We start from the raw sequence: 26,310 nt of genomic DNA on the forward strand, positions 1-26,310 counted from the left end.
TGTCCGCCGCTTAAAGGCGACTTTCATACTATATCATTTCGCGCTATTCATGTCAACAATCTTTTTTAATTCATTTCAGATTGTCTTGTTCTTAGCGACGAATATTAATATAACAATTAATCCATTCAAATGCAATAGTTTTTATTTTTTTTTTATTTTCGAGAACTGCATAATTCTATCATAATAGAGAAAACTCCCCGATTGGCGAGCCCTACCCTTGAGCGAAGACAGAGCCGTAGCCCTGCTTATACTGTATTCCTAAAACTTCCGACTACGTCGAATCCACTTCCAGCTAGAAATTTATACTTTCTTAAGTGTGAAAAAAAGCCCCTGAACATGTATTCAGCGGCTCCATTGTGTTACTAAGATTACAGAGGCGTAGTTACCCACTTTATTTCTAAAATTTCTCGCTACGTCGAATTGTCTTCCGGCTAGAAATTTATATTTTCTTAAAGTATTAAAAATCCCCTTAAAACCATTTCTTTGCTTTAAGGGGATATGTTAATTTGTTTGATCCTGTCCTAGCTCCTCAATTCGCTCGCGCAACTTCTTTACACGATAGAAAAAGAAAAATGATGCTCCTAAAAATGCAACAATTGCACCCATCATTACGTAAAGCTGCAGCATTTGTTTTTCCCCGCTCGGAATTAACAACCCGATCATTAAAATAGTACTAAGCGCCAACAATATCTGGCCAAATCTTGTATAATCAGCAGTCTTTTCTTGCAATTGCTTCATTCTTATCACTCTCCATGGTTTACTGTATCATATCCTGATAATCTAGCAATCAAGTAAATTTCACCATCGGAGAGATAATATAGCATACATCACTGAAGCGCCTGTGTTAAATCTTCAATTAAATCCTCATGATCCTCAATACCAATGGAAATACGAATCAATGTATCCGTAATGCCAAGCTCCTCTCGCCGCTGCGCTGGAATAGAAGCGTGTGTCATTTTTGCTGGAACAGAAATTAAACTTTCAACTGCTCCCAGACTTTCCGCCAGTGTAAAATACTTCAGCTTCCTCATCAGCTGCTCTAGCGTGTTCTCGCTGTCTACATCAAATGAAACAATCGCGCCGAAACCTGTTGCTTGCCGTTTCGCTGTTTCATAGTTTGGATGCGTTGGAAGCCCTGGATAATATATATTTTTTACTTTCGGATGACTTTGCAAGAACTCGACAATCGCCCGAGCATTTCTCTCATGCTCCTCCATGCGTATACCAAGCGTTTTCAATCCGCGCATGAGCAGCCAGCTGTCCTGTGCTCCTAATACACCTCCTGTTGCATTTTGGATGAAATGGATGCTCTGCGCCAGCTCCTCCGTATTTACTACAACAACACCGGCTACAACATCACTATGACCGCCAAGATACTTCGTAGCACTGTGCAGGACAATATCTGCACCTAATGAAATAGGAGATTGGAAATAAGAGGTCAGAAATGTATTATCGACAATTGTTAAGAGATCGTGCTCTTGGGCAAGCTTTGCTGCTTCGGCAATATCTGTTACTTTTAAAAGAGGATTCGTGGGGGTCTCGATATAAATCGCTTTCGTATTCGGACGAATAGCCGCCCGTATATCTTCAAGCTTTGTTGTATCTACAAATGTATGCTCCAAACCAAAGCGGTTTAATACTTTAGACATAATGCGGTACGTGCCGCCGTATACATCGTCTGTTAAAATAATATGGTCTCCGTTTGAAAACAGCATCATAACCGCAGTAATAGCTGCCATGCCCGAGCTAAAAGCAAAACCGGCATGCCCCTCTTCTAAGACGGCCATCAGTTCTTCCAGCGCTGCTCGGGTAGGATTGCCAGTACGGGAATATTCATAGCCCTTATGACTACCGACTCCTTCCTGACGGTACGTGCTCGTTTGATAAATCGGAACGGTAACTGCACCTGTTAACGGGTCGCCAATATGAATACCGTGGATTAACTTCGTTTTTGATCTCACTCTAATCCCACCCTTTATAAATATTCTTGCTTAAATATCGCTCGCTGCTGTCAGGAAAAATGGTCACGATATTTGTTCCAGGCGGAGCTGCCTGCGCTTCCAGAAGACTTGCATGAAAGGCAGCGCCAGAAGAGCTGCCAACTAACAAACCTTCCCGCTTAGCAAGCTCCTTTACCCACCCAAATGCATCCTTATCAAGCACCGTATGAATTCCATCAAAATAAGAAGGATCCATAAAGCTTGGTAAGAATTCCATACCGATTCCTTCTGTTTCATGAGGTCCTGGCGCTCCTCCATTTAAAATAGAGCCTTCTGGTTCAACAATAACTGTTTTTATATTTGGATTTTGTTCCTTTAAGTAACGAGCTGTTCCCATAAATGTTCCACCCGTTCCAGCTCCCGCCACAAATACGTCAATATGTCCGTTCAAGTCTTCCCAAAGCTCGGGTCCAAGCGTTTTATAGTAGGTATATGGATTTGTTTCATTAGCAAATTGCTGCGGGCAATAGGCATTCGGAATGTCTTGCAGCAGCTCCTTTGCTTTTGCAATTGCACCCTTCATCCCCTGCTCTGTTGGCGTGTTAATCACAGTAGCGCCGAGCGCCCTCATCAGCTCCTGCTTCTCCACGCTGAATTTTTGCGGTACACAAAGAATGATACGTAAATCGTGCTGTAAAGCAGCAAGGGCCAAACCTATCCCCGTATTCCCCGCCGTTGGCTCAATAATAGTTCCGCCGGAGCGGACAAAGCCTTTTTGCAAAGCAGTCTCTACCAGTTCCTTTCCAAGCCGGTCTTTAATGCTCCCGCCAGGATTGAAAAATTCAAGCTTTGCAAACAAGCGAACACCTTCTGGAAGTACAAAATGTTGAATTTCCAGAAGCGGAGTGTGGCCGATCAGGTTATAAATTCCGCTATAAACCTTCATAATGAACCCCTCCCTCACCCGTGATTTTCTCAGGATGCTATGCATTTTGTCCCTTCAAACAAAAAGACAACTGCTTCTCCTTATATTTCGGTGGCAGTTGTCTCTTTATAAATTACTCCAGCTCTTGCAGCATATTTATGATAAAGTTTGTAGAATGAAGGGCCGCTTGATCTAAAAATTGATCAAACGAAATATTAGATTCTTTCCCTGCGATATCAGAAAGCGCACGAATGATGACAAATGGCACACTGTATTGATAACACACCTGCGCTACAGCTGCCGCCTCCATTTCTACCGCATATAAATCATTGAACTTGCTGCGAACGAAATCGACACGCTGCGGATCGTTCATAAAAGAATCTCCTGTTGCGATTGTGCCTTTCACAACTTGAACATCATCGTTGGACCTCATGCATCGCTCAGCTAACGCTACAAGTGCATCATCAGCCTGAAACGCAGCTGGCATGCCTGGCACTTGACCATATTCATAGTTAAATACTGTAACATCGACATCATGATGACGAACTTCGGTGGAAATTACGACATCCCCTACATTTAATGTATGATGAAAACCTCCAGCCGAGCCTGTATTAATTACTTTTTCTGGTCTGTAGCGTTCCAATAGAATGGTCGTTGACATAGCTGCGTTTACTTTCCCGATCCCGGATTTTAATAGGATAACCTCATGACCTGACAATGCTCCTATTGTAAATTCACAGCCAGCGACCGTTTCTGTTCTTTTCTGTTCAAGCTTTTCGCGCAAAATGCGCACTTCTTCTTCCATTGCACCGATTACAGCAATTTTCAAGTGTATCCCTCTTTCTTAGTTCTTCACGGCCTCCATCACCCAAACATAATGATTGTAACGAGTGAACGTAACAGAAAAGCCGTTATTTTCAAACAATGTCCTCATGATCGGAAGAAGCGTGTAGTATTCGGTCTGCAAATCATGTACTAATTGATGATGGCCACGCTCAATTGCGGCTTGTACAGTTCCGTTATACGCCTCTTGATCTAGAAAGATTGTATCAGCGAATACTATTTTATCACCTTTCTTTAACAATTCACTATATTTCTGAAGCGCCTTGTTTTTTTCACCGTCTGTTAAATGATGAAAAGCGTAGGTGCTAACAATAGTATTGATATGGTCAGGAACAGTAAAATTCAGAAAATCCCCTTCCATTATCTTTGCTTTTCCAAGAAGCTTTTGCTCTGCAATTTTTCTCATTTCATGAGAGGGCTCGATACCGTAAACAATATGGCCTTCCTGCAGCAATTGCTCCGTTAGATTACCCGTTCCCACACCAAATTCCAATACAGTACCAATTGCTTTTCGGGCAACCGTTTTTAATATTTCATCATAATTCATAAATGCCTCTTTATACTGCTCATCTTCACCAGCTACAAACGTATCATACGTATATGCCCATGCATCAAACAGCTCATTAAATTCTGTACCCATGTCAATTCCGCCTTTTTTTATAGGTTTTATCAACATTATATGTTGGGTATTTAGAATTGCTAAAGAAAACTCGCCGATTGGCGAGCCCTGCTCTTGGGCGAAGACAGAGGCGTAGTTGCCCTTATACTGTTTTCCTAAAATTCCCCACTACGTCGAATGAACTTCCAGCTGGGAATTTATACTTTCTTACAGTGTAAAGAAAACTCGCCGATTGGCGGGCTGTTAGGTGAAGACAGGAGAGTAGTTGCACTTACACTTTATCCTTAGAACTTCCTACTACATCGAATTCACTCCAAGCTGGAAATTGATATTTTCTTAAAGTGTAGAGAAAAGAAAGCGATGATAGAATTCTTACATAGTGTTTGCTACAATAACAAATATAATTAAGGAAAGAGGAGCAGAACATGGCATTTTCTTTTGAAATGATTGAGGATAAAATTGAATTTTTTGAGGCTGCGTCTTTATCAGTCTTAGAAAAGAAAATTAATGAACAAATCGATCATAATAAGGCGCTTTTACTTGAGGTGAGCACCGTATCCCATCAGATGTGTTTTGATCCAGACAACAAAAAGCCCTATTACAGCGCTGTTGTTCATTTTAAACTAAAGAAAACTCGCTGATTGCCGAGTCGTAGTTGCACTTTATACTGTATTCCTAAAATTTCTGACTACGTCGAATTCATTTCTGGCTGGAAATTTATCCTTTCCTACAGTGTAAAAAAAAGAAGGACGCTTCTAAAGCGCCCTTCTCTTATTTCATCAACTGCACAAGCGTTGGCTTCCATCCTTCATTGTCTACCCATTCAATGTACACTTTATATTTTTGCTTTGTAGCTTTAGCGGTCACTGTTCCTACTGCCTTGTTTGAACCATTATTGCCTAGATACCAAATAGTCAATGTGTCAGCTGGCACTTGAATCGCATAAGAAATCGCTTGAGTCATTTCCTTCCAATCCTGTGTGCTATCATCAAATTGCGTTGTATGCGGTCCGCTTTGTGATGTGCCGATAGCCTGCCATGAAGGATTTGTGTAAGCCTCCTGTACAGCTGGGTCAGTCTGATCTTCCACCGCTACTTTTGTATCTTCTGTCGGCTGAGTAGATGCTTCCTCTTCCTTCGCCGAATCCTTATCATCCTCTTTTACCACAAGTTGACCAGTGTCTTCTTTTTTCTTCTGCGCAGCTGATGTTGTCTTCGTTTCTTTTGTCTTCGTTTCTTTTGTCTTCGTTTCCTTCGTCGCCGTTTGTTCAGGCGAAGACGTAAACAGCTGGTACGCAACTGTTACAGCCGTGAGCAGGACGATTCCAAGAAGAATATTTAACAGGAGACCTTTCCTGCGTCTTCCTTGCTTTGTCTGGAATCGTGAGTTGTTTGGAATTTGTGACATACTTTAACCTGGTTCACAAAATTTACCAAAGGTTACAATTCTGCAGTGAACTTTTAACCCGCTTTTTGGTAATTTAATGCAACCAGTTTTCACCTCCATCAATCATGTTTCCGCATGCCTTTTATTGTAACATCAAATAGGTGACGAGGAAAAGGAGAAGTTGTATTCATCATTTATTCAAACTATTGTGTTTTTAAACCAACGCTTCTCTCCCATGCAGCGATTGCACGTACATAATCTGCAAATACAGCGCTTGTCGAGTTCATTGGTGAATGTGTTTCTATATCTACAACGGCGAGCGCATAACGTGGATGATCTGCCGGAAAGTAGCCGGCAAACCAGCGATTTACACTATCGCCTTTGCCTGTCTGAGCAGTTCCTGACTTACCTGCAACCGTAAGCGGCAATGATTGATAGATGGCACCTGTTCCTTTTGGATCGCTTACAACATAGCGCAGCAGCTGTTGCAGCTCCCGAATCGTCTCTGCCCGTAAAGTCTCTCCTTCTTGCTCATGCTCAGGAAATCGGTAAAGCTTCGCACCGTTTTTATACTGAATCTCCTGGACAGCCTTGACCTCAAGCTTCTTGCCGCCTCGAGCAATTGTCGCCATCATATTGGCGATCGCAAGAGGTGATAACCGTACATCCTTTTGACCAATTGCAGTTTGCGCGATCGCTTTGCTCACTGTTTTATCTGCTTCATCTCTCCAAATCGTTCCTTCCTGCTCCTCTGGAAGCTGGCGAAATCCTTGAAAATGAAATACATCCCCCATCCATCCAACCGTTTTTTCTAATCCAAGCATACTTGCGTAGTTCTCTATCGCATCCTTATCCTGCTGCTGCAGCTCTTGTGCTAGATCCGCAAATGTTCGATTACAGCTGCGTGCAAAGCTTTCTTCAAAGGAAAGCTGCCCCATCGGCCGATCAGCCACCCCGACTCCGTATGGATTTCGGTTGCAATCAAACGTGCGGTCCTGTTCTACAATTCCTTTATCAATAGCAGCAGCAGCAATTACTGTTTTAAAAACAGATCCAGGAAATTGTGGAGTCAGCATATAATTGACTGCACCTTGCTGATATGCCGCAGGATTGTCTGTGCTCAATGACGGCTTGCTTACCATCGCAAGAATCTCGTTTGTTGCCACATCTAACAGCACAAGCCCCCCTTTTTGAATTCCATGCTGTGCAACAATCTCTTCCGCCTCTTGCTGCAGTTCCTTCGCAATGGTCGTCTTGATCACAACCGGATAAAACGGATTTGCGGGGTATGTATACTTCACATGCTTTCCGAAAATTGGTTCACCCTGCCGATCCACATGATACAATAGCTTCGCTTCACCGTCAGTAAGCAAAAACTCATCAAAGGCTTGCTGTAAACCAGAAACGCCAATGAGTGTATTAGAAGATATTTTTCCTTGCTGCAGCAGCTCCCCATATCTCTTTTTTATCTCTGTTTCATTTTGACCTGTCAGTCCAAGCAAATGCTCTGCAAGCGGATGGTCTCCTTTGATTCTTGTATTCGCTGCTACTACCCCAGGAATCCCAAGTGCATTAATATCCTTCATTTGTTGTTTGGTAAGACGCACTGCCATCCCTTCTGCTTGAAAGATCACTGGGTTGTTAGAATCTTTTATTTGGCGCAGCAGCTCCTGCCCTGATACACCTAATACACGTGCCACCTTTTGGACAGGCCAATCGATTCGTTTTAAAAACGGAAATAAAATTAAACTCGGATGATAATCATCTGTAAGTGTCTTTCCATCACGATCTGAAAAACGGCCCCGTCCATCATCAAGAACAAGTGCATGCGTACGCTGTTCTACGCTTTTTTCCAATAGGTTCACATGCCTGCCTGAAAAGGATTCTGTGGAGACAATCTGAATTTGAGCAAGCCGTCCAATAAGAATGAGAAAGATGCCTATGAAAAAGATAAGGATTCCCATCAATCGTTTTTTCCACTTCATACAAAAAACACCTCATCTTAGTGTAGACGAGGTGTTTTTTATTTCATACATGTGTAGTAACTATGTTTTGTAAATGTTATTTCTTATTTGATAGATACGATTCTTACACGCATGTCTCCGCCTGGTGTTTGCACTGCTACTTCATCTCCAACCTGCTTGCCGATCAGATTTCTTGCGATTGGAGAATCATTAGAAATTTTACCTTCAAACGGGTCTGCTTCCGCGCTTCCAACAATCGTATACGTTTCTTCGTCACCATCTGGAAGCTCAACAAACGTAACAGATTTTCCAAGCGAAACCGTTGAGGAGTTTTCCATATTTTCTTCAATAATAACCGCATTGCGGATCATATTTTCTAATTGTGTAACGCGTCCTTCAACGAATGCTTGCTCGTCCTTTGCAGCATCGTATTCAGAGTTCTCGGATAAGTCTCCAAAGCTGCGCGCAATTTTAATACGCTCTACAACTTCTTTACGTCTTACCGTTTTTAAATACTCTAATTCTTGCTCAAGCTTTTCTTTTCCAGCTTGCGTCATTGGATATGTTTTTTCTACTGCCATCAGTTCCACTCCTTTTTCTATCTGCACAATCCCCCGCCAAGAGGAGTTTTACATATAAATATGCCCTCACCTGACACCAGATGAGGATGCATGTTCCATTGTATTCGATACACAAGGAAAAAATCCCTTCTCATCGAACATCTTTTTCGAGCGTTCCTTTACGAAGGAGCATCTTCGAACATGCGGCTGCCAACATGCACAGAGATGTATAGCAACAAAGAGAAACGCTTGAAAACAATCCTTTTAAAGGATATGAGTACTTTTCAAGTATTATCTAGCTTACACAGTCTGTCTTCTATAATCCCTCACTATAAAAGACGAGAAGCTTCTTTTACCGTCAGAAACACTTTCCTATAAAAGCAAAAAATTAACCTGCGTCCGCTTTTCTTATCCTATTACAAAATAACTTTTTCTTCAAGAATGGTTGCAATTTTTGTAACCATTAAATCAATTGCAACATGGTTTTGGCCACCCTCAGGTACAATAATATCGGCATATCGCTTCGATGGCTCAATAAATTGGTTATGCATAGGACGAACAACATTAACGTATTGTTCAATGACAGATTCCATTGTACGTCCGCGTTCTTGGATATCACGCTGCATGCGGCGCAATACACGAATATCCGCGTCTGTATCCACAAACAGCTTAATATCCATTAAATCACGAAGACGCTTGTCTTCTAATACAAGAATGCCTTCTAGAATAATGACATCCTTTGGCTCTACTAGCACCGTCTCATTGGATCTAGTATGCATTTTGTAGTCGTATACAGGCTTTTCAATTGGCTCGTATCGCTGCAAGTGCTTAATATGTTCAATGAGCAAATCATTATCAAATGCGAGCGGATGATCATAATTGGTTCGCAGCCGTTCCTCAAACGGCAAATGACTTTGGTCTTTATAATAATAATCCTGCTCCAGCATCAGGATAGAATGACCGCGAAAAGAGTCAAAAATCGATTTGGTTACACTCGTTTTACCCGAACCTGAACCGCCCGCAATACCGATAACAATCGGCTTTTTCTTCGGCATAGTATGACCTCTTTCTTCATTGAAGTATGCAACTTATGATTGAAGCATATTCTTTCTCATCATGTTGTAAGGATATACTTGCTTATCCACACGTATTTTCACAATTTGAAGAGGATGACGCGCTGCATCAAGCTCATTTCCGTCTTCATCCCAAATTTTCTCAACAACTTGTGTGAAATTCTCAATTTCCGGACCGAAGAATTCAACCGTTTGCCCCGGTTTAAAATGATTACGCTGCTGAATTGTCGCAATATTTGTTTCTTCATTGTAGTCGAGCACCATTCCCACAAAATCATATGTTGTTTTTTTACTATGATTTCCATACATTTGTTCTTGATACCCCGGAACTCCTTCAAAGAATGAAGAGGCAGTTTCACGGTTTGCACACTTATCCAATTCCTCAATCCATTCTTGTTTAAATTCAAAGTTCTCCGGATCTGCACAATAAGCGTCAATCACCTTTCTATACACAGTTACAACCGTTGCAACATAGTGAATAGACTTCATTCGCCCTTCAATCTTTAAGCTATCAATGCCCATCTCAATTAACTTTGGAATGCTTGTAATTAAATTTAAATCTTTCGGACTCATTGCAAATGGCGCATCATCTTGTTCGAACAGCGGCATCTCTGTTTCTTCTACTTGCATTAAATCATAGTCCCAACGGCAAGACTGACAGCAGCCGCCGCGGTTTGAATCGCGCGCTGTCATATGGTTGCTCAGCGTACAGCGTCCTGAGTAAGCAATACACATCGCCCCATGAATGAATGTCTCAATTTCAATATCTACTTTTTCTTTCATTTCCCGAATTTCTTCAGCACTCGTTTCACGCGCCAGTACGACACGGTGCAAGCCTTCTTCCTTCCAGTATTGTACGGCTTTCCAGTTGGATAAGGATTGCTGTGTACTCAAATGAATTTCTAAGGATGGCGCAACCTGCTTACACGTTTCAACAATGAGCGGATCAGCCACGATAATACCGGTTACACCAGCTTTTTCAATGCCCTGCAAATACTCCTCAAGACCATCCATATTTTCATTATGCGCAAAAATATTTGTCGTTACATATATCTTTGCACCATACTTGTTCGCAAACGCTACACCTTCTGCCATCTCCTCAAGTGTAAAGTTATCAGCATTTGAACGAAGACCAAACTCCTGTCCGCCGATAAATACAGCGTCCGCTCCATAATGTATGGCAATCTTAAGCTTTTCTAAATTACCAGCTGGCGCCAAAAGCTCCGGTTTTTTTACAATTACACGTTTTCCATCTATTACACGAGAAATCTCTGGTATGGCCACAATGATTTACCCCCTTTTAATACATAAAAAAATTGATAGGTTTTCCAAAAGTATATAGCCTCTTTATAAACAAAATCAGTCTTTGCTTAGTACACTGTTTCCTTATAGAAGAATCCTGTGTCAAGCGGACGGTTAACTGGCTGAATTGCCTCGATTTCGCGATAGAGCTCGTCCTTTATTTCATAATATGCATCACGGTCTTCTACACATAAATCAATCGCTTTACGATATTTTTTCGTTACTTCCACGATATAGTCCGCGCTCTTTAACACACCGTCGATTTTAAAAGAATCGATACCTGCATCAATCATTTCCTCAAGCTCATCAATGATACAAATATCATTTGGGCTCATAATATGTGTGCCGTTCGCATCCTCAAAAATTGGGTACTTATTGTTGCGCTCTTTATCATGCAGCAGCATGTTTGGTTCATACTTTTTCTTCTCAATTTCCATTTCGCGTCCTTGATACTCAAAGTAGTTTCCGATTAAAGAACGCTTAGATTGAAACATTGCCGTCATGCCGTGCACCTGTACCTCGATTTCCACCTCGGCCTTTTCCTTTGTTTCAATCGCTGCATCCATACTCAGCTCACGTGCAAGTACTGCGCGCTGTGCACCTTTTCGACCCCAGTAGTTGCATGTAAACCAGTTTGTCGCTGTTGTTTCCGTATTCCAATGAAGTCTCATCCCAGGAGCAGCCTCACGTACCGCCATAAGTACAGCTGGGTCACCGAAAACAATTGCGTCCGCTCCCGCATCCTTTAGAAATGACGCATAATCCGCCAGCTCGTCCACCTGTTCATTATGGAACAATGCATTCATAGCTACATATACCTTCATATTGTGTGCATGTGCAATCCCGATGGCATTTTTAACGTCCTCGCGAGAAAATTCTCCTGCCAAACGAAGACCAAATTTTTGCTCTCCAATTATAATGGCATCGGCTCCTGATTGTGCCAACTTCTCTATATCATCGACCTTTGTCGGTGTTACTAACAATTCAGGTTTTTTCAAAATCATTCACCCCTTCTTTTTACTAACCGCTACTCCGTCTCCAATTGGAAAAATAACTGTATCATATGCATGATGTGCCATTAACCATTCATTATAGGTTTTTATTTTCTTCACTAAACTACGAATGCGCTTATTTTCAATATTTTCTTCCGCAACGAGACCGCGGAACAGAACATTGTCTGTAATAATAACGCCTTTTTCATTCAAAAGTGGCTCATACAGCTCAAAAAAACGTTGATATTGTCCCTTTGCTGCATCGATAAAGATCACATCAAAAGTCCCGTGCTTTTGCACCTCATCAAATACTTCGAGCGCATCTCCGTACAACAGAGAAATTCGTTCACTTACACTTGATTTTTGTATATAAGAAACAGCCTTCTCATATCGATCACTATCCCGTTCAATTGTTACAACGTGGACATCATCAACAGCACTTGCCATCCGAATGCCTGAATAACCAATAGCTGCGCCGATTTCCAAAATGGCCTTCGGCTGAATCAGACGAAGCATTTGCAACATAAACCCCATACCTAAGCGGTCCATGATTGGTACTCCATGCTCGCTTGCATACTGCTCCATATTTAACAGAAGCTCATCCTCTTGCTTCACAAAGGAGAGCAAATATTGTTGTACTGCAGTTTGTTCCATATTTAAAGCCTCCTTAGAGTAAAGAAAAGCAGCTGCTTTTCGCTACAGGCTTACAAGACTATATACCGTCAGTTTTGAACCCGATACATTTTAACATAAAAAAGAGGGAGATGCGAATATTTCATCTAGCATCTCCTTGGAAGTATTAGGATTGCTGCCCTGTAATATATTTCTCTTTAAGTGCATTATGTTCTTCCAATGTTTTTGAAAAGAATACCTCACCGCTCGGCGCAGCAAGAAAATAGAAAAAGTCTGTTTGCGCTGGCTCAAGTGCAGCTTGTAGAGAGGGTTCGCCTGCATTGGAGATAGGGCCAATCGGAAGACCCTTTATTATATACGTATTATATGGTGAATCTACTTGTAAATCCGTATATAAGACTCGGTCCTTGTGCTTGCCTAACGCATACAACACTGTCGGATCCGTTTGCAGCGGCATATTGGCCTGGATCCGATTATAAAATACACTCGCTATTTTTTGCCGATCTGTAAGCGCAGTTGCTTCCTCTTCAATTAAAGATCCCATAGTTAACAATTGGTGCACATCTAATCCCCGCTGCTTTATAAGCTCTTCATTTCGTACGATAAACGTATTTGTTTTTTTCAGCATCGGATCAATAATCTGCTGCAAGGTGTATGCCTTTTCATGATAGGAATAAGTTGCCGGAAATAAATAGCCCTCAAGAGGGTATCTAATGCCCGCTTGCATCATTTTATCCGTTAACAGCTTCGGATACTTTGTTTGAATTTGTTGTAAAAATCCTTTGTCATTGAATTGCTGCAGCACTTCGTCTTTATTAAGCTTAAACTCTGCTGCAATGCTATCAGCAATCTCCGTCAGCTGCATTCCTTCTTTAATCACTAGCTTATAACGAACGGGGCGATATACCCTTCCTTCAACTAATTGCTCTGCCACTTCACGCGCACTCATAGACGGACTTAATAAATATGTACCTGCCTGCAATCCTCTTCGATAGTTTGCCTTTACATAATATTGAAAGACACTTCCGTCCTTAATAATCCCTTGCTTCTCTAGCAATTGTCCAATACCGCTCGTCGATGTTCCCTTCGGAATGGTAACCTCTTTTTTTACTTTGCTAGCTGCCTGCACCGGCTGCAATGCTGAGACAACGTAAGCCGCTCCCAAGCCGCCTAAAAGAAGAAAAAGTAATATAACAGCTGCAATATTTCTTCGTGTCTTCTTTATCCGCCTTTGTTCGTTCCAATTTATCATACAAACGGAAGGCTCCTTTCTTTCATAATCTGTACAATTATACTATAAACACCTGACAAATTTCGATATGTTTTGCTAAGGAGAGCGATAAAGAGAACGCAGATCAACAGCGAATCCCTCTAAAATATCCTTTTTTGGTTACCTAAGCAGCATCTTGCTCAGTATCGAAGACCCATCGTCTTTTTATTTTCTAAATAAATATAAAAAGCAGACTGCCTTACGCAGCCTGCTTATAGTTTTATTCTTCGCTTTCTTCTTCATCCATAAACGTATTAAATACTTCTTGAACCATGTCCCACTCTGCTTCGGATTCAATTGGAAATAACTGGCCGCCGCCTTCTTCGTCCTCTTTTTCCTGATAAATCATTGCATCGAAAACCGGCTCTCCATCTTCATCATATTCACCGATAAGGCTGAACACAACATATGACTTGTTTCCGAATTCCTGTGCATCGAAGGTAAACTCAACATTACATAAAATCTCGTTGCCATCCTCGTCCACAATTGTAATTTGATTTTCTTCCATCATTTCTTCACTCCTATTGTTTGCTGTCCAGGTAGCCCTGTAAAATAACAACCGCTGCCATTTTATCAATTACCTGTTTTCTTTTTTTGCGGCTTACATCCGCTGAGATGAGAAGACGCTCAGCCGCCATTGTAGAAAGACGCTCATCCCACATCATAACCTCGATACCAAGCAATTCGCGAAGCTGCTCGGCATATTGCTGACACGCTTCCCCGCGCGGACCAATCGTACCATTCATATTTTTTGGTAATCCCACTACTATTGTGTCCACATTATATTGTTTTACTAACTCCTGGATACGCTCAAATCCAAATTTATTTCGCTCTTCATTAATTCGAACTGTTTCAATTCCTTGCGCTGTCCAGCCCATCTCATCGCTTAATGCGACACCGACGGTTTTCGTTCCAACATCTAACCCCAGTATGCGCATGCTTAATCCTCACGATGCTGCTTCAAATAAGATTTTACCAATTCTTCAATAAGCTCATCTCTTTCAAGCTTTCGAATGATGCTGCGGGCATCCTTATGGCGAGGTATGTATGCAGGATCTCCGCTTAATAAATACCCAACGATTTGATTAATCGGATTATATCCCTTTTCTTGAAGTGCATCATAAACGGTTAACAATACATCTGTTACTTGGACGCTTTGCGTTTCCTCTTGGAAGGTAAATTTCATTGTTTTGTCGAACGAGTCCATACCAAGCACCTCACTTTGATAGGATAGGGAGAAGGCCTGTCTTCTCCCTATCATTGTACACTACCGAACGATTATTTTGAAACAGATTTGATATATGCTTCGGCACCTAATAACGCAGTATCAACTTGCTCTGGATTTTTCCCGCCTGCCTGCGCCATATCAGGACGACCGCCGCCACCGCCGCCGCATCGCGTTGCAGCTTCCTTGACAAGCTGACCAGCATGGTATCCTTTTTGTACTAAATCCTTCGTTACACCTGCTAACAGATTCACTTTTCCATCGTTGACAGAAGCGAGTAAAATAACCGCAGAACCGAGTTTGTTCTTTAAGTCATCGACCATTGTACGCAAATTATTCATATCTGTCGCGTTCACTTTGCTGATCAGCACATTTACACCAGCGATTTCACGCACTTGATCCGTTAAATTACCAGCTTCAATATTGCTTAATTTCGCTGCAAGCGATTCATTTTCCTTTTGTGCTTGCTTAAGCTCTGCAAATAATCCCTCAACACGCGCTAAAATGTCCTTTGGATTTGCTTTTAGCTTACCAGCTGCTTCTTTTAAGAGACCTACTTGATTATTCATTAACTCATAAGCAGACTTGCCTGTTACCGCCTCAATCCGGCGTGTACCCGCTCCGATGCCAGACTCGGAGACAATTTTGAAAATGCCGATGCTGGCTGTATTGTCAACATGGCAGCCGCCGCAAAGCTCTAGGCTGTAATCCCCAACGCGAACAACACGAACAACGTCTCCGTATTTCTCACCAAAGAGTGCCATCGCGCCCATTGCCTTTGCCTCATCAAGTGACTTTTGAGAAATTTCTACAGAGATGCTATCCCAAATTTTCTCGTTTACAATGCGCTCAATCCGCTCAAGTTCCTCTGGCTGCACTTGTCCAAAATGTGAGAAGTCAAAACGAAGACGCTCTGCCGTCACAAGAGATCCCGCTTGGTTGACGTGCAATCCTAAAACATCCTTTAACGCCTGATGCAGCAAGTGTGTTGCAGTGTGATTTTTAATAACGCGTGCGCGATTTGCTTGGTCAATTATGGCCCGGACTTGTGCATTTGCTGCTAAAGTGCCTTCCTCCACAATAATCCTATGAAGGCTTTGACCATTTGGAGCTTTTTGCACATCTTTCACGAAAGCCTTCACGCCGCCAGCTGTTAAATAGCCGTGGTCGGCAATTTGACCGCCGCTCTCTGCGTAAAACGGAGTAATGTCCAGCACAACCTGTGCTTCTTCGCCTGCTTGTACCTCATCGACAAATTGTCCATTTTGAACGAGAGCAATTACCCTGCTGTTTGTCTCAAAATCACCATAGCCAACAAAAGAGCTTGGTGTTTTTAGCTCTCCTAATACGCCGCCTTGTACCTGCATGGAATCCACATCTTGACGAGCTGCTCGCGCACGTTCACGCTGCTTCTCCATTTCTACTTCAAAGCCGTCATGATCAACCGTCATGTTTGCTTCTTCTGCATACTCTTCTGTTAATTCAATTGGGAAGCCGTACGTATCGTACAAACGGAACGCATCCTCACCTGCAATTACATCGCTTCCTGCCGCTTTTGCTTTCGCGATCACATCAGCAAGAATGGATTCTCCTTCATGCAGCGTTTCATGGAAGCGCTCTTCCTCATTCTTAATTACACGTTGAATAAATTCTGTTTTCGCTTTTACTTCCGGATAGAAATCCTGCATAATTTCCGCCACTGTTGGTACAAGCTCGTACATGAAAGGACGATTTACATTCAATTTCTTCGCGTAGCGCACCGCGCGGCGAAGTAAACGGCGGAGCACATAGCCACGGCCCTCGTTAGAAGGAAGTGCGCCATCTCCAACTGCAAAGGCTACCGTACGGATATGATCCGCGATTACTTTAAACGCCGTATCCTTTTCTAAGTCGCCCCCGCGATACTTTTCTCCTGAAATCGCCTCTGTTGCTTCAATAATTGGCATGAATAGATCTGTATCAAAGTTCGTCGGCACATCCTGCACAACAGATACCATCCGCTCTAAGCCCATGCCTGTATCAATATTTTTCTTTGGAAGCGGCGTATATGTACCATCTGGATTATGATTGAACTGTGAGAATACAAGGTTCCATACCTCAAGATAACGCTCATTTTCTCCACCTGGATACAGCTCTGGATCTTCTGGATCATTGCCGTATGCTTCTCCACGATCATAGAAAATTTCTGTATTCGGTCCGCTTGGCCCCTCACCAATATCCCAGAAGTTTCCTTCTAAACGTACAATACGCTCAGCTGGAACACCAATTTTTTCATTCCAAAGCTGGAATGCTTCCTCATCTTCTGGATGAATTGTAACAGAAAGACGCTCCGGATCAAAGCCGATCCATTTCTCGCTCGTTAAAAACTCCCATGCCCACGTGATTGCTTCTTCTTTGAAGTAGTCACCAATGGAAAAGTTTCCAAGCATTTCAAAAAATGTATGGTGGCGGGCTGTTTTCCCAACGTTTTCAATATCATTCGTACGAATTGATTTTTGCGCGTTCGTAATCCGCGGATTTGCTGGAATCACGCGTCCATCGAAATATTTCTTTAGTGTAGCAACACCGCTGTTAATCCATAGCAATGACGGATCATCATGCGGAACTAAGGATGCACTCGGTTCAATAGCGTGCCCTTTTTCTTGAAAAAAGTCCAAATACATTTGGCGAATTTCTGAGCCTTTCAATTTTTTCATTACGATATCCTCCTTTTATCAAAACAAACAAAAAACTCCCGTCCCCTGTTGCAGGGACGAGAGTATACTCGCGTTACCACCCTGATTACGGACAAAAGCATCCGTCACCTCAAGCTGCCGTAACGTGGCAAGACGTCAGGAATTAACTGCTCTCCGGATTAGCGTTCAGCTGCCCTTCATGTAAAACCTCTTTCAGCCGCGGGAGGTTTCTCTCTGGTACACGGTCTGCAGCGTACTCGATCCATCGTAGAATTGTGTTATGCACTTGTGAAAAAGTATAGCGAATTCGCAAAACAATGTCAACGCTTCCCCCATACCGGCTTTACATGAATGGCAATCGCCCGAACAACAGCAAGCACCGGTACTGCTAAAAGAAGCCCTGCGAGACCCGCCATTTCTCCCCCCGCAAGCAATGCCAGCATAATGACAACCGGATGCATACGGAGCGATTTACCAACGATATACGGGGATAAAATATTACTTTCCACAAACTGCAGCACGAGCAGCGCAATCGCTGCTTTTATCACCATGCTCACAGATACGGTGGCCGCCACAATAAAGGTTGGCACTGCTCCTAAAATAGGACCGAAGTAGGGGATAATATCGGTAATGCCGATAATGATTCCTAACAAAAGCGGATATTTTAAACCAATAATCCATAGCGCCAGCGAAGATAACACTGCTAAAACAGTACAAACGAATAGCTGCCCTCGTATATAATTGCCAAGGGACTCATCGATCGCTTTCACAAGCTGCTGCCCATCCTTGCGCCATTTATTCGGCACAAGCTGCCAAAACAAATGATACAGCTCCCCGTAGTCCTTTAATATGTAAAAAACAATAAACGGAACCAAGACAATAATCAAAAGGGAGTCTAAAATTCCTCGCGCCGTGTTCATCATCCGATTCACTAATTCCTGCAGCTTTGCTTCCACTCCCAAAATAGCATTCCTCAACCTCTCACCAATAAACTGCGGAAAACTCGAAATTTTTTGCTGCATGCCATCTGTCCATGATTCGTACATTTTCATAAACTCTGGAAAATTTCGATTCATATCCTGCAGCTGGGAAACCGCAATCGGAATTGCTTTATATACACCATATCCGATTCCGCCAAAAAACAAAATATAAATAAGCAAAATGGCGATGGTTCTTGGCACACCTTGCCTATGCAGCTTTTCAATAAGAGGATGCAGCAAATAAGCAATAAAATAGGCAATTAAAAAGGGAGTTAATACCAATTTGATGATATCTAAAATTGGAAGCCAAATCGGTTTTATTTTATAAAATACAAGTACACATAAAAAAAGAAGCAATACAAGTGCAAGACGATAAATCCAGATCATTTTTAAGTTTTTCAACGGCAATCCCTCCGCTGTTACTTATTGTGCGAAGGAAGAATCTTCTTTATACGTTAAAGCAGCCACCACTCTCTACAAAAGACCTCACTTATACAAATCTAAATTCTTGCTTAACAGGAAGAACCCCGCCTGTTTAGCGGGGTTCCCCATTTATAAATAGGATTTCACAATCTTGCGCGCTCTGTTTATGCTTCTCCGTGACATCATATTATTTTTACGGGCATAGTTATAAGCTGCAGCACCTAGCCCAATTGCAACAAGCGATGATCCAATTCTCAAACTGCTCACCCCTCTTAGCTAATTGTTCGTTCGTCTTCATTAAACAAGTCATCCAATGAGCTTAACGAACCATCCTCTTCCACTTGATGTGTGAAGATTTTCCCCTTAGATACGGACAGTTCAATATAGCAATTCCAGCAATAAAATTGGTTCACCCCGATTTTTCCGAGGTCCTTCCCTTTGCAGTTTGGACATTTGAACATGGCACTTTCTCTCCTTGCGTTCCCTGAATTCTATTACGCCATTATGTCCAACCCTGCAAAAAGTTATACACATAAGAAAAGCGGATACAGCTTGAAAAAGCGATGCTCCCCTATCTTTTGTTTAAAGCAATCGTATAACAATAAAGGGCAAGCCTTTATACCCCTAGTATGAATATCTTTACATAAAATCATAAGGCGAAAGATTTTCCTCGTCTTCCTCCAACATTTCGTTCTCTGGCAGAAAACGATCCTTCAGCTTATGACAGAGCGTAGTTTGTCTGGATGCATCATCAGTACGGTTCACACCTGAGCGGAATGCGTCTTCTTCACCGCAGAGAATGAGAAACTTTTTGCTTCGCGTAATTGCCGTATAAATTAAATTTCGGCGCAGCATACGAAAATAGCTCTTCACAACAGGCAGGATGACAATCGGGAATTCACTGCCCTGCGACTTATGAATCGAGCAGCAATACGCATGGGTAAACTGCGAAAAATCTGGCTTTGTATAGGTCACTTCAATACCATCAAACGAAATAACGACCATATCTTGCTTTTCCACGTTCTCCTTTGCGTAAAAGACGGAAACAATCTCGCCAATATCACCGTTAAACACTTGACTCTCCGGCTGATTTACCAGCTGCAGCACCTTATCCCCAACACGATAGACAACATCTCCGTAGGCAATTTCTTTTCGTTTGTCATGCTTCGCATTAAACACCTCTTGCAATGCGGCATTGAGTGCATTAATTCCGGCCGGACCACGGTACATTGGAGCAAGCACCTGTACATCACGGGCGCTAAAGCCCTTCGTTTTGGCATTTTCACATACCTGTTTCACAACCTCCACAATTTGTGTGCCGCTGCACGTCAAAAAGGAGCGGTCTCCCTGCGCCTTCACAACATCAGGAGGAACTTGTCCCTTTTTAATGCTATGGGCTAATTGAATCACAGATGACCCTTCTGCCTGCCGATAGATCTCAGTTAGACGAACAGTCGGAATAAGCTCTGCCTCAAGCAAATCCTTGAGCACCTGACCAGGCCCAACTGACGGCAGCTGATCCTCATCCCCTACAATAATGACCTGCATATTGCGAGGAAGCGCCTTAAATAGTTGGTTTGCTAACCAGATATCAACCATAGAAAACTCATCAATAATTAACAGCTTCCCTTGCACAGGATCATGTTCATCACGCTGAAATGTTCCTTCTGGTGTCCAGCCAAGCAGCCGATGAATTGTTGAAGCTGGTAAGGATGTGGACTCACTCATCCGCTTTGCCGCTCTTCCTGTCGGTGCAGCCAGCAAAATAGGAAACGGATTTTTTTCCCCATAATCCTTCACATTCAGCGATAAACCATGAAGCGCTGCGTACATCTCAACAATTCCTTTTATAACTGTTGTTTTTCCCGTCCCTGGCCCCCCGGTCAAAATCATCATGCGCTGATGGATACCTGTTTGTACCGCCTCCTTTTGCCGAGGTGCGTACTGTACATGTAGACGTTCTTCGATCGTACCAAGCTGCAGTAAAAACTCCGACTCTGGAAATTGCTCCACTTCTTCGTCTTGATGAAGCAAACGAAAAATTGAGGTCACAAGACCCTTTTCCGCATAATACAGGGAAGCTAAGTAAATGCGACCATCTTCAACAACAACCTTTTCTTCTTCGCTTAGCTTCGCGAGGCATGCCAGTATATCTTCATCAGATACTGCCGACTCTCTGGTATTTAACAGCTTATTCGTTTGCTCAATGAGCTGCTCTGCTGTCATATAAGCATGCCCCTCCTGCAAAGATACATGTTCGAGCGTATACAAACAACCGGCGCGGATGCGGTCTGGATGATTGCCATGAATGCCAAATGCTCTTCCAACCTCGTCTGCGCGTCCAAAACCAATTCCCTCAACATTCTCAATAAGCTGATATGGATTGCTTCGAATGGCCTCGAGCGTTTGTTCGCGGTACAGTTGATAAATTTTAATACTAAGACGCGTTCCAAAACCATAGCCACTCAGAAAGCTCATCACCTTTTCTAGCCCCTGATGCTCAACGATTGTGTAATACACGTCATTAGCTTTTTCTTTTGGCAAAATCCCTTCTAAAACAGCTGCGTTATCCAAAATTTTAGAAATAGCCGCCTCTCCAAGCTGATCAACAATACGCTCTGCCGTTTTCTTACCAATGCCTTTAAACAAATCACTCGATAAATATTGGACAATACCCGTTTTCGTCTGCGGCAGCTCCTTTTTGAAGGTCTCAACCTGATATTGCAGACCGTGCCTTGGATGATCCTTAAAGTGGCCCTGCACAGTAAAAACCTCATCCTCATGCATACGGGGGAAATATCCTGTCACAATGACCTCTTTTTCCTCATATGCTTCATTCGTATCAAGGATTTTCATGCGAACAATCGAATACATATTTTCCTCATTATGGAAAATCGTATGAAGCGTTTGAGCTTTTATGTACTTCTGCTCTTCTTCAAACAAGTCCATACTGTTTTGCACGGAGCTGCTCCCCCTTTTCCTACTCTTCTGTTTCCATCAGCCTAATGCCGTTCCCTGCCAGGAAGTGATCAGGCTGAATCTCTACAGCCTTTTTGAACATCTCTAGTGCTTTTTCTGCATTCTCCTCAAATACGTATACAACACCGAGATTATAATACGCATCTGCATGATCCGGATCAAGCGCAACTGCTTTTTCGAACATCGGCTTTGCTTCCTTCACATACTCAAGCCGCGCTAAGCAGAGACCGTATTGAAACATAGCCTCCGCATCCGTTTCGTTCAATTCCGTTGCCCGCTGCAAGTACGGAAGAGCCAACTTATCATTTCCGAGCTGGACACATGAAAAACCGAGCATAAAATAGGCATCTCCAGTTTCCAGGCCATTTTGTACCGCTTTCTCAAACATTAATCTTGCTTGTTTATACTGTTCCTGCTCATAATATACGTTTCCAAGCCCATAATAGGCTGCCGCAAGCTTATCATCTAATTCAATAGCCCGTTTATAAAAAGTAACCGCACGCTCTTGTTCTCCAAGTACATCGAGCAAATTTCCGAAATTCACGTATCCAAGCCCATCAGCTGGATTTTCATCTATATACTCTGTCAATAATCTTGCTGCTTCCTCCCAGTTTTGCTCTTGCATAAATTGAATGCCTTGCTCTAGCTTTGTCATCCTGACACCTCGTTATCAAAAATTTCTTCTTCTTCCATCATAGAAGAAACCCCAGCCTATGAAAAGGCTGAGGTCTCTACAATTATGCTAAATACGAAAGTTTTTCACCGTTTCGGTACACTTCATCTATTGTACCGCCGCCTAAACATTCTTCACCGTCATAAAACACTACGGCTTGGCCTGGTGTGATTGCGCGAATCGGCTCATCACACACAATACGAACCTTACCCTCGTCTAACACGTGAACAGTGACCGCATTATCAGCTTGACGATAGCGGAACTTCGCTGTACATCTGAATTCCTGTTGCTTTGGAAGATCGCTCACCCAACTCATGTTGACTGCGATTACTTCATCACCATACAATAGCTCGTTATGAAAACCTTGATCAACATACAGTACATTATCTTTTAGATTTTTGCCAACAACAAACCAAGGATCACCGTCGCCACCAATCCCTAGGCCATGACGTTGTCCAATCGTATAATACATCAAACCATCATGCTTCCCTTTTACTCGACCGTCCAGTGTCCACATTTCACCTGGCTGAGCTGGTAAGTAATTGCTTAAAAACTCCTTAAAATTGCGCTCACCGATAAAGCAAATGCCCGTGCTATCTTTTTTTGTTGCAGTAGCAAGGCCCGCCTCCTGCGCAATTTTACGAATCTCCGGCTTATTATAGCTGCCGAGCGGAAACATTGTTTTAGCTAGCTGCTCCTGGCCAAGCTGATTTAAGAAATAGGTTTGATCCTTATTTTCATCAACGCCCCGCAGCATCTTATACTCACCATCGCGGTATTCCACGCGCGCATAGTGGCCCGTTGCCACATAATCAGCTCCAAGCGCTAACGCATGCTCTAAAAACGCCTTAAACTTAATTTCCTTATTACACATTACATCAGGATTCGGTGTGCGTCCCGCGCGGTATTCATCCAGGAAATACGTAAACACCTTGTCCCAATATTGCTTCTCGAAATTGACTGCATAATACGGAATCCCGATTTGATTACATACTTGAATGACATCGTTGTAATCCTCAGTTGCCGTACAAACGCCATTTTCATCCGTATCATCCCAGTTTTTCATAAAAATGCCGATAACATCATAGCCTTGCTGCTTTAAAAGCAATGCCGCAACCGAAGAATCAACGCCGCCCGACATCCCAATGACAACGCGTGTATCGTGAGGTAATTTGTTCATCTTCATCACCTCCGCTGTTTAATTTTGCGCCAACCGCTTCACGATTTTCGCTGTTTCGTAAGCCGCTTTTTCTATCTGCTCCGCACTATTGCCGAGACCGAAGCTAAAGCGGATTGATGAACGTATTGTATCGGAGTGTTTGCCAAACATTGCCACAAGCACATGTGATGGATCAATGGAACCAGCCGTGCAAGCAGAGCCGCTAGAGACAGCAATTCCTGCTAAATCTAGGTTTACGAGAAACGGCTCGACATTCATTCCTTTAAAGCTCACATTGAGCACATGCGGTAAGCTTTGCTCTAAACCTCCGTTTACCTCAAATAGAATGCCTTCCTCATGAAAGACAGATATCATTATATCCTTAAATGAACGATATTGCTGCATTTTTTGCTCACGCGTCTCTTCAGCAAGCAATACAGCTCGGTGCATCCCAACAATACCGGGCACATTCTCTGTTCCGGCACGGCGCTTTCGTTCCTGTTCTCCGCCTAAGGCAAGCGGCGCAAACTTAACATGCTGGCCGGCATATAAAAAGCCGACTCCCTTTGGTCCATTCACTTTATGGGCAGAAATAGAGAGAAGATCAATGCCGAGCTCTTTTACATTGATGGATAAAAGACCGTACGCCTGCACCGCATCTGTATGGAAATAAGCAGGATGCTCCCGAAGCAGCTCCCCGATTTCCTGAATCGGCTGAATAGTACCTATTTCATTGTTGCCAAACATAACCGTCACAACAATCGTTTCATCCGTAAGCGCCTGCCGCATATCATCGATGCTGATGCGCCCTATCTCATTAACTGGCAGATAAGTTACACGAAAGCCTTCCTTTTCAAGCTGTTTGCACGTATGTAACACAGCATGATGCTCAATCGCAGTTGTAATAATATGATTGCCGCGAAAACGATTCGCTCTTGCTGCGCCAAGCAATGCAAGGTTATCGGCCTCCGTTCCGCCCGATGTAAAAATAATCTCATTTGGCTGAGCACCGATGCTTTTTGCACAAGCACGACGAGCCTCATCGACTGCATGACGGCTTTGCCGCCCATAATAGTGGATGCTTGACGGATTCCCAAAGATTTCTGTCATATAAGGAAGCATGCTCTCGACAACCTTCGGATGCGTCGGCGACGTTGCTGCATGATCTAGGTAAATACGCTCCATATCATCCCTCCTCTCCTCATTGTTTCACGCTCCGTTAAATATAAAACATATATCCACCTGTATTTTCCTGATCGTATCGTACTAGATCCTCTAGCGTTGTACTATCTAGCACTTCCTGAACAGCATCACGAATACGCGTCCATAACTGGCGCTGCGCAGGTGCCTCCTCGTCAATCATTTCCACGACGCTGATCGGTCCTTCCAGCACACGAATGACATCTCCTGCCGTAATGTTTGCCGGCTGATTTGCTAGCACATACCCGCCATAAGCACCGCGCGTACTTTTTACAAGGCGCGCATTGCGCAGTGGAGAAATCAGCTGCTCTAGATAATGCTCGGACAAATCATGTGCCTGCGCAATAGACTTTAAAGAAATCGGACCTTCTCCGTACTTCTTTGCCAGCTCTATCATAATGGTTAAGCCATAACGGCCCTTTGTAGAAATTTTCATAAAATCATTCACCTCTTTCTAACCCTAATTTATATAAGAAAGATTGAAAATCTCAAGTCATGAAAATTATATCATAAAATAAGAAGACAAAGCATTTCAAGTGTTTGCAGCGAAATGTATACAATACAAAAACGTTCCATCTCAAGAATTCGTCTCTCACAGCCTTAAAAAGATTGTACCAAATCGTCTCTCTTTTATCTTCTCTATAATAGTAAATGGAAAATATAATGCAGCATTTGTGGAAGGTAATTCAATTTACAGGGCATGATAATATATAAGAAAACAAATACAGTATAATCTAATTATACCTTGGAAGGAAAAGGGGATATGGAAGCAAAACATAACATTGGACTATCTTCACCTGGAATTTTTCCAATTTGGAGCGAGTATGTAATTGACAGCATGGGAAATTGCATCCTACGGTACCTTCTCAATATCCTTGAGGATACAGCATTCATGATTAAAAATCACTGGCTAAACAAGATACCGAATGCGTTTGAACAGAGCGCTTTAATTAAAGGTGCGACATGATCAATATTTTGCGTCAAGAGAGAATTGAAAAATTATTATGGAGCATAGCACTTCCTGGTTTTGGTCAACTGCTGAATCGGAGATATTTGAAAGGAGTTCTATTCATCCTTTTAGAATTGACAATCAATCATATGGCGCGATTAAATACAATCATTCTGCTTAGTTTCAAAGGCGATATAACAGCAGCGATAACAGCTGTAGATTACCAATGGTTAATGTTTTATCCTTGCGTTTATATGTTCGCCATTTGGGATGCCTTTAAAGATGCAGGGGGAGGACGTTCTCCCTACGCCACCTTATTGTTTGTGATCCCAGCCTATATGGCGACAGTTGGGATTATGTACAGTGATACGCTAAAAATATGGAATGTATTACTTGGTCCTGTTTGGCTGCCAATGCTGTTCTGCTTTCTGGGGATTGCGCTTGCCGCAATTATTAGAAAAATCATTGCTACATTAGAGACATCCAACTTCGCAAGTAAATAATAAGGCGATTTCACTTTCGTGGAAATCGCCCTTCCAT

28 protein-coding genes are annotated in these 26,310 nt (G+C 42.6%); 3 read left to right on the forward strand and 25 right to left on the reverse strand.

All coding sequences use genetic code 11. From position 1 onward, the window contains the following. Positions 1-501: 501 nt before the first annotated feature. The 5 genes from AAHB12_RS18085 to AAHB12_RS18105 form a co-directional block, all read right to left on the reverse strand. Positions 502-738, reverse strand: coding sequence for a YrhC family protein (locus AAHB12_RS18085; RefSeq protein WP_129731131.1), 237 nt, complete (start codon positions 736-738; stop codon positions 502-504). An 89-nt stretch (positions 739-827) separates the two neighbouring features. Further along, positions 828-1,961, reverse strand: coding sequence for a bifunctional cystathionine gamma-lyase/homocysteine desulfhydrase (locus tag AAHB12_RS18090; protein WP_342046319.1), 1,134 nt, complete (start codon positions 1,959-1,961; stop codon positions 828-830). Position 1,962: 1 nt separating this feature from the next. Then, a complete protein-coding gene (locus AAHB12_RS18095) occupies positions 1,963-2,886 on the reverse strand; it encodes a PLP-dependent cysteine synthase family protein (RefSeq protein WP_129731137.1) in 924 nt (307 codons plus the stop codon). Positions 2,887-2,998: 112 nt separating this feature from the next. Next, the gene (gene mtnN / locus AAHB12_RS18100; RefSeq protein ID WP_342046320.1) at positions 2,999-3,694 is read right to left on the reverse strand and encodes a 5'-methylthioadenosine/S-adenosylhomocysteine nucleosidase; all 696 of its coding nucleotides are present in this window, start codon (positions 3,692-3,694) and stop codon (positions 2,999-3,001) included. 15 nt (positions 3,695-3,709) lie between these two features. Continuing rightward, positions 3,710-4,348: a class I SAM-dependent DNA methyltransferase gene (locus tag AAHB12_RS18105; protein WP_342046321.1), complete on the reverse strand. Its 639-nt coding sequence runs from the start codon at positions 4,346-4,348 to the stop codon at positions 3,710-3,712. 404 nt (positions 4,349-4,752) lie between these two features. Here AAHB12_RS18105 and AAHB12_RS18110 point away from each other — a divergent pair, with 404 nt between their 5' ends. Beyond that, entirely contained in the window at positions 4,753-4,968 is a 216-nt protein-coding gene (locus tag AAHB12_RS18110; RefSeq protein WP_342046322.1) for a YrzA family protein, read from the forward strand. A 130-nt stretch (positions 4,969-5,098) separates the two neighbouring features. Here the strand turns inward: AAHB12_RS18110 and AAHB12_RS18115 are convergent, their stop codons facing one another. The 20 genes from AAHB12_RS18115 to cymR form a co-directional block, all read right to left on the reverse strand. Then, positions 5,099-5,734 (reverse strand): YrrS family protein, encoded by a 636-nt coding sequence (locus AAHB12_RS18115; protein WP_342046323.1) that lies wholly within the window; start codon positions 5,732-5,734, stop codon positions 5,099-5,101. Positions 5,735-5,916: 182 nt separating this feature from the next. Next, on the reverse strand, positions 5,917-7,698 hold the full coding sequence (locus tag AAHB12_RS18120) for a peptidoglycan D,D-transpeptidase FtsI family protein (protein ID WP_342046324.1): 1,782 nt from the start codon (positions 7,696-7,698) through the stop codon (positions 5,917-5,919). Positions 7,699-7,781: 83 nt separating this feature from the next. Continuing rightward, the gene (gene greA, locus AAHB12_RS18125) at positions 7,782-8,258 is read right to left on the reverse strand and encodes a transcription elongation factor GreA (RefSeq protein WP_129731154.1); all 477 of its coding nucleotides are present in this window, start codon (positions 8,256-8,258) and stop codon (positions 7,782-7,784) included. 395 nt (positions 8,259-8,653) lie between these two features. Beyond that, positions 8,654-9,292 (reverse strand): uridine kinase, encoded by a 639-nt coding sequence (gene udk / locus AAHB12_RS18130; RefSeq protein ID WP_342046325.1) that lies wholly within the window; start codon positions 9,290-9,292, stop codon positions 8,654-8,656. 33 nt (positions 9,293-9,325) lie between these two features. Next, positions 9,326-10,594 (reverse strand): peptidase U32 family protein, encoded by a 1,269-nt coding sequence (locus AAHB12_RS18135; protein WP_342046326.1) that lies wholly within the window; start codon positions 10,592-10,594, stop codon positions 9,326-9,328. A gap of 86 nt (positions 10,595-10,680) precedes the next feature. After that, complete coding sequence (locus AAHB12_RS18140; RefSeq protein ID WP_342046327.1) at positions 10,681-11,610, reverse strand: peptidase U32 family protein; 930 nt, start codon at positions 11,608-11,610, stop codon at positions 10,681-10,683. 6 nt (positions 11,611-11,616) lie between these two features. Then, entirely contained in the window at positions 11,617-12,258 is a 642-nt protein-coding gene (locus AAHB12_RS18145; RefSeq protein WP_342046328.1) for an O-methyltransferase, read from the reverse strand. Positions 12,259-12,403: 145 nt separating this feature from the next. Further along, positions 12,404-13,489, reverse strand: a complete 1,086-nt coding sequence (mltG, locus tag AAHB12_RS18150; protein ID WP_342046329.1) for an endolytic transglycosylase MltG — start codon at positions 13,487-13,489, stop codon at positions 12,404-12,406. Between the two features lie 238 nt (positions 13,490-13,727). Then, positions 13,728-14,015 carry a DUF1292 domain-containing protein gene (locus AAHB12_RS18155; RefSeq protein ID WP_129731209.1) on the reverse strand — a complete coding sequence of 96 codons (288 nt, stop codon included), beginning with the start codon at positions 14,013-14,015 and terminating at the stop codon, positions 13,728-13,730. 13 nt (positions 14,016-14,028) lie between these two features. Beyond that, entirely contained in the window at positions 14,029-14,445 is a 417-nt protein-coding gene (gene ruvX / locus AAHB12_RS18160; RefSeq protein ID WP_342046330.1) for a Holliday junction resolvase RuvX, read from the reverse strand. Between the two features lie 2 nt (positions 14,446-14,447). Continuing rightward, positions 14,448-14,714 (reverse strand): IreB family regulatory phosphoprotein, encoded by a 267-nt coding sequence (locus AAHB12_RS18165; RefSeq protein WP_129731212.1) that lies wholly within the window; start codon positions 14,712-14,714, stop codon positions 14,448-14,450. A 71-nt stretch (positions 14,715-14,785) separates the two neighbouring features. Next, a complete protein-coding gene (alaS, locus tag AAHB12_RS18170; protein ID WP_342046331.1) occupies positions 14,786-17,428 on the reverse strand; it encodes an alanine--tRNA ligase in 2,643 nt (880 codons plus the stop codon). 299 nt (positions 17,429-17,727) lie between these two features. Next, positions 17,728-18,789 carry an AI-2E family transporter gene (locus tag AAHB12_RS18175; RefSeq protein WP_342046332.1) on the reverse strand — a complete coding sequence of 354 codons (1,062 nt, stop codon included), beginning with the start codon at positions 18,787-18,789 and terminating at the stop codon, positions 17,728-17,730. 150 nt (positions 18,790-18,939) lie between these two features. After that, positions 18,940-19,068: a YrzQ family protein gene (locus AAHB12_RS18180; protein WP_129731178.1), complete on the reverse strand. Its 129-nt coding sequence runs from the start codon at positions 19,066-19,068 to the stop codon at positions 18,940-18,942. A 14-nt stretch (positions 19,069-19,082) separates the two neighbouring features. Then, complete coding sequence (locus tag AAHB12_RS18185; RefSeq protein WP_342046333.1) at positions 19,083-19,271, reverse strand: hypothetical protein; 189 nt, start codon at positions 19,269-19,271, stop codon at positions 19,083-19,085. 178 nt (positions 19,272-19,449) lie between these two features. Then, the gene (recD2, locus tag AAHB12_RS18190; RefSeq protein ID WP_129731215.1) at positions 19,450-21,759 is read right to left on the reverse strand and encodes an SF1B family DNA helicase RecD2; all 2,310 of its coding nucleotides are present in this window, start codon (positions 21,757-21,759) and stop codon (positions 19,450-19,452) included. Positions 21,760-21,790: 31 nt separating this feature from the next. Then, entirely contained in the window at positions 21,791-22,444 is a 654-nt protein-coding gene (locus AAHB12_RS18195) for a tetratricopeptide repeat protein (protein ID WP_129731183.1), read from the reverse strand. An 82-nt stretch (positions 22,445-22,526) separates the two neighbouring features. Beyond that, the gene (mnmA, locus tag AAHB12_RS18200; RefSeq protein ID WP_342046334.1) at positions 22,527-23,642 is read right to left on the reverse strand and encodes a tRNA 2-thiouridine(34) synthase MnmA; all 1,116 of its coding nucleotides are present in this window, start codon (positions 23,640-23,642) and stop codon (positions 22,527-22,529) included. Between the two features lie 18 nt (positions 23,643-23,660). After that, positions 23,661-24,806: a cysteine desulfurase family protein gene (locus AAHB12_RS18205; RefSeq protein WP_342046335.1), complete on the reverse strand. Its 1,146-nt coding sequence runs from the start codon at positions 24,804-24,806 to the stop codon at positions 23,661-23,663. A 34-nt stretch (positions 24,807-24,840) separates the two neighbouring features. Further along, positions 24,841-25,257 carry a cysteine metabolism transcriptional regulator CymR gene (cymR, locus tag AAHB12_RS18210; RefSeq protein WP_129731192.1) on the reverse strand — a complete coding sequence of 139 codons (417 nt, stop codon included), beginning with the start codon at positions 25,255-25,257 and terminating at the stop codon, positions 24,841-24,843. A 327-nt stretch (positions 25,258-25,584) separates the two neighbouring features. On the opposite strand from cymR, the gene AAHB12_RS18215 reads away from it, so the two are divergent. Both AAHB12_RS18215 and AAHB12_RS18220 read left to right on the forward strand, forming a co-directional pair. Further along, positions 25,585-25,788, forward strand: coding sequence for a hypothetical protein (locus AAHB12_RS18215; protein ID WP_342046336.1), 204 nt, complete (start codon positions 25,585-25,587; stop codon positions 25,786-25,788). Further along, complete coding sequence (locus tag AAHB12_RS18220) at positions 25,785-26,273, forward strand: hypothetical protein (protein WP_129731198.1); 489 nt, start codon at positions 25,785-25,787, stop codon at positions 26,271-26,273. The genes AAHB12_RS18215 and AAHB12_RS18220 overlap by 4 nt, the downstream gene beginning before the upstream one ends. The last annotated feature ends 37 nt before the right edge of the window (positions 26,274-26,310 follow it).

This window comes from Bacillus sp. OTU530 (genome assembly GCF_038440375.1).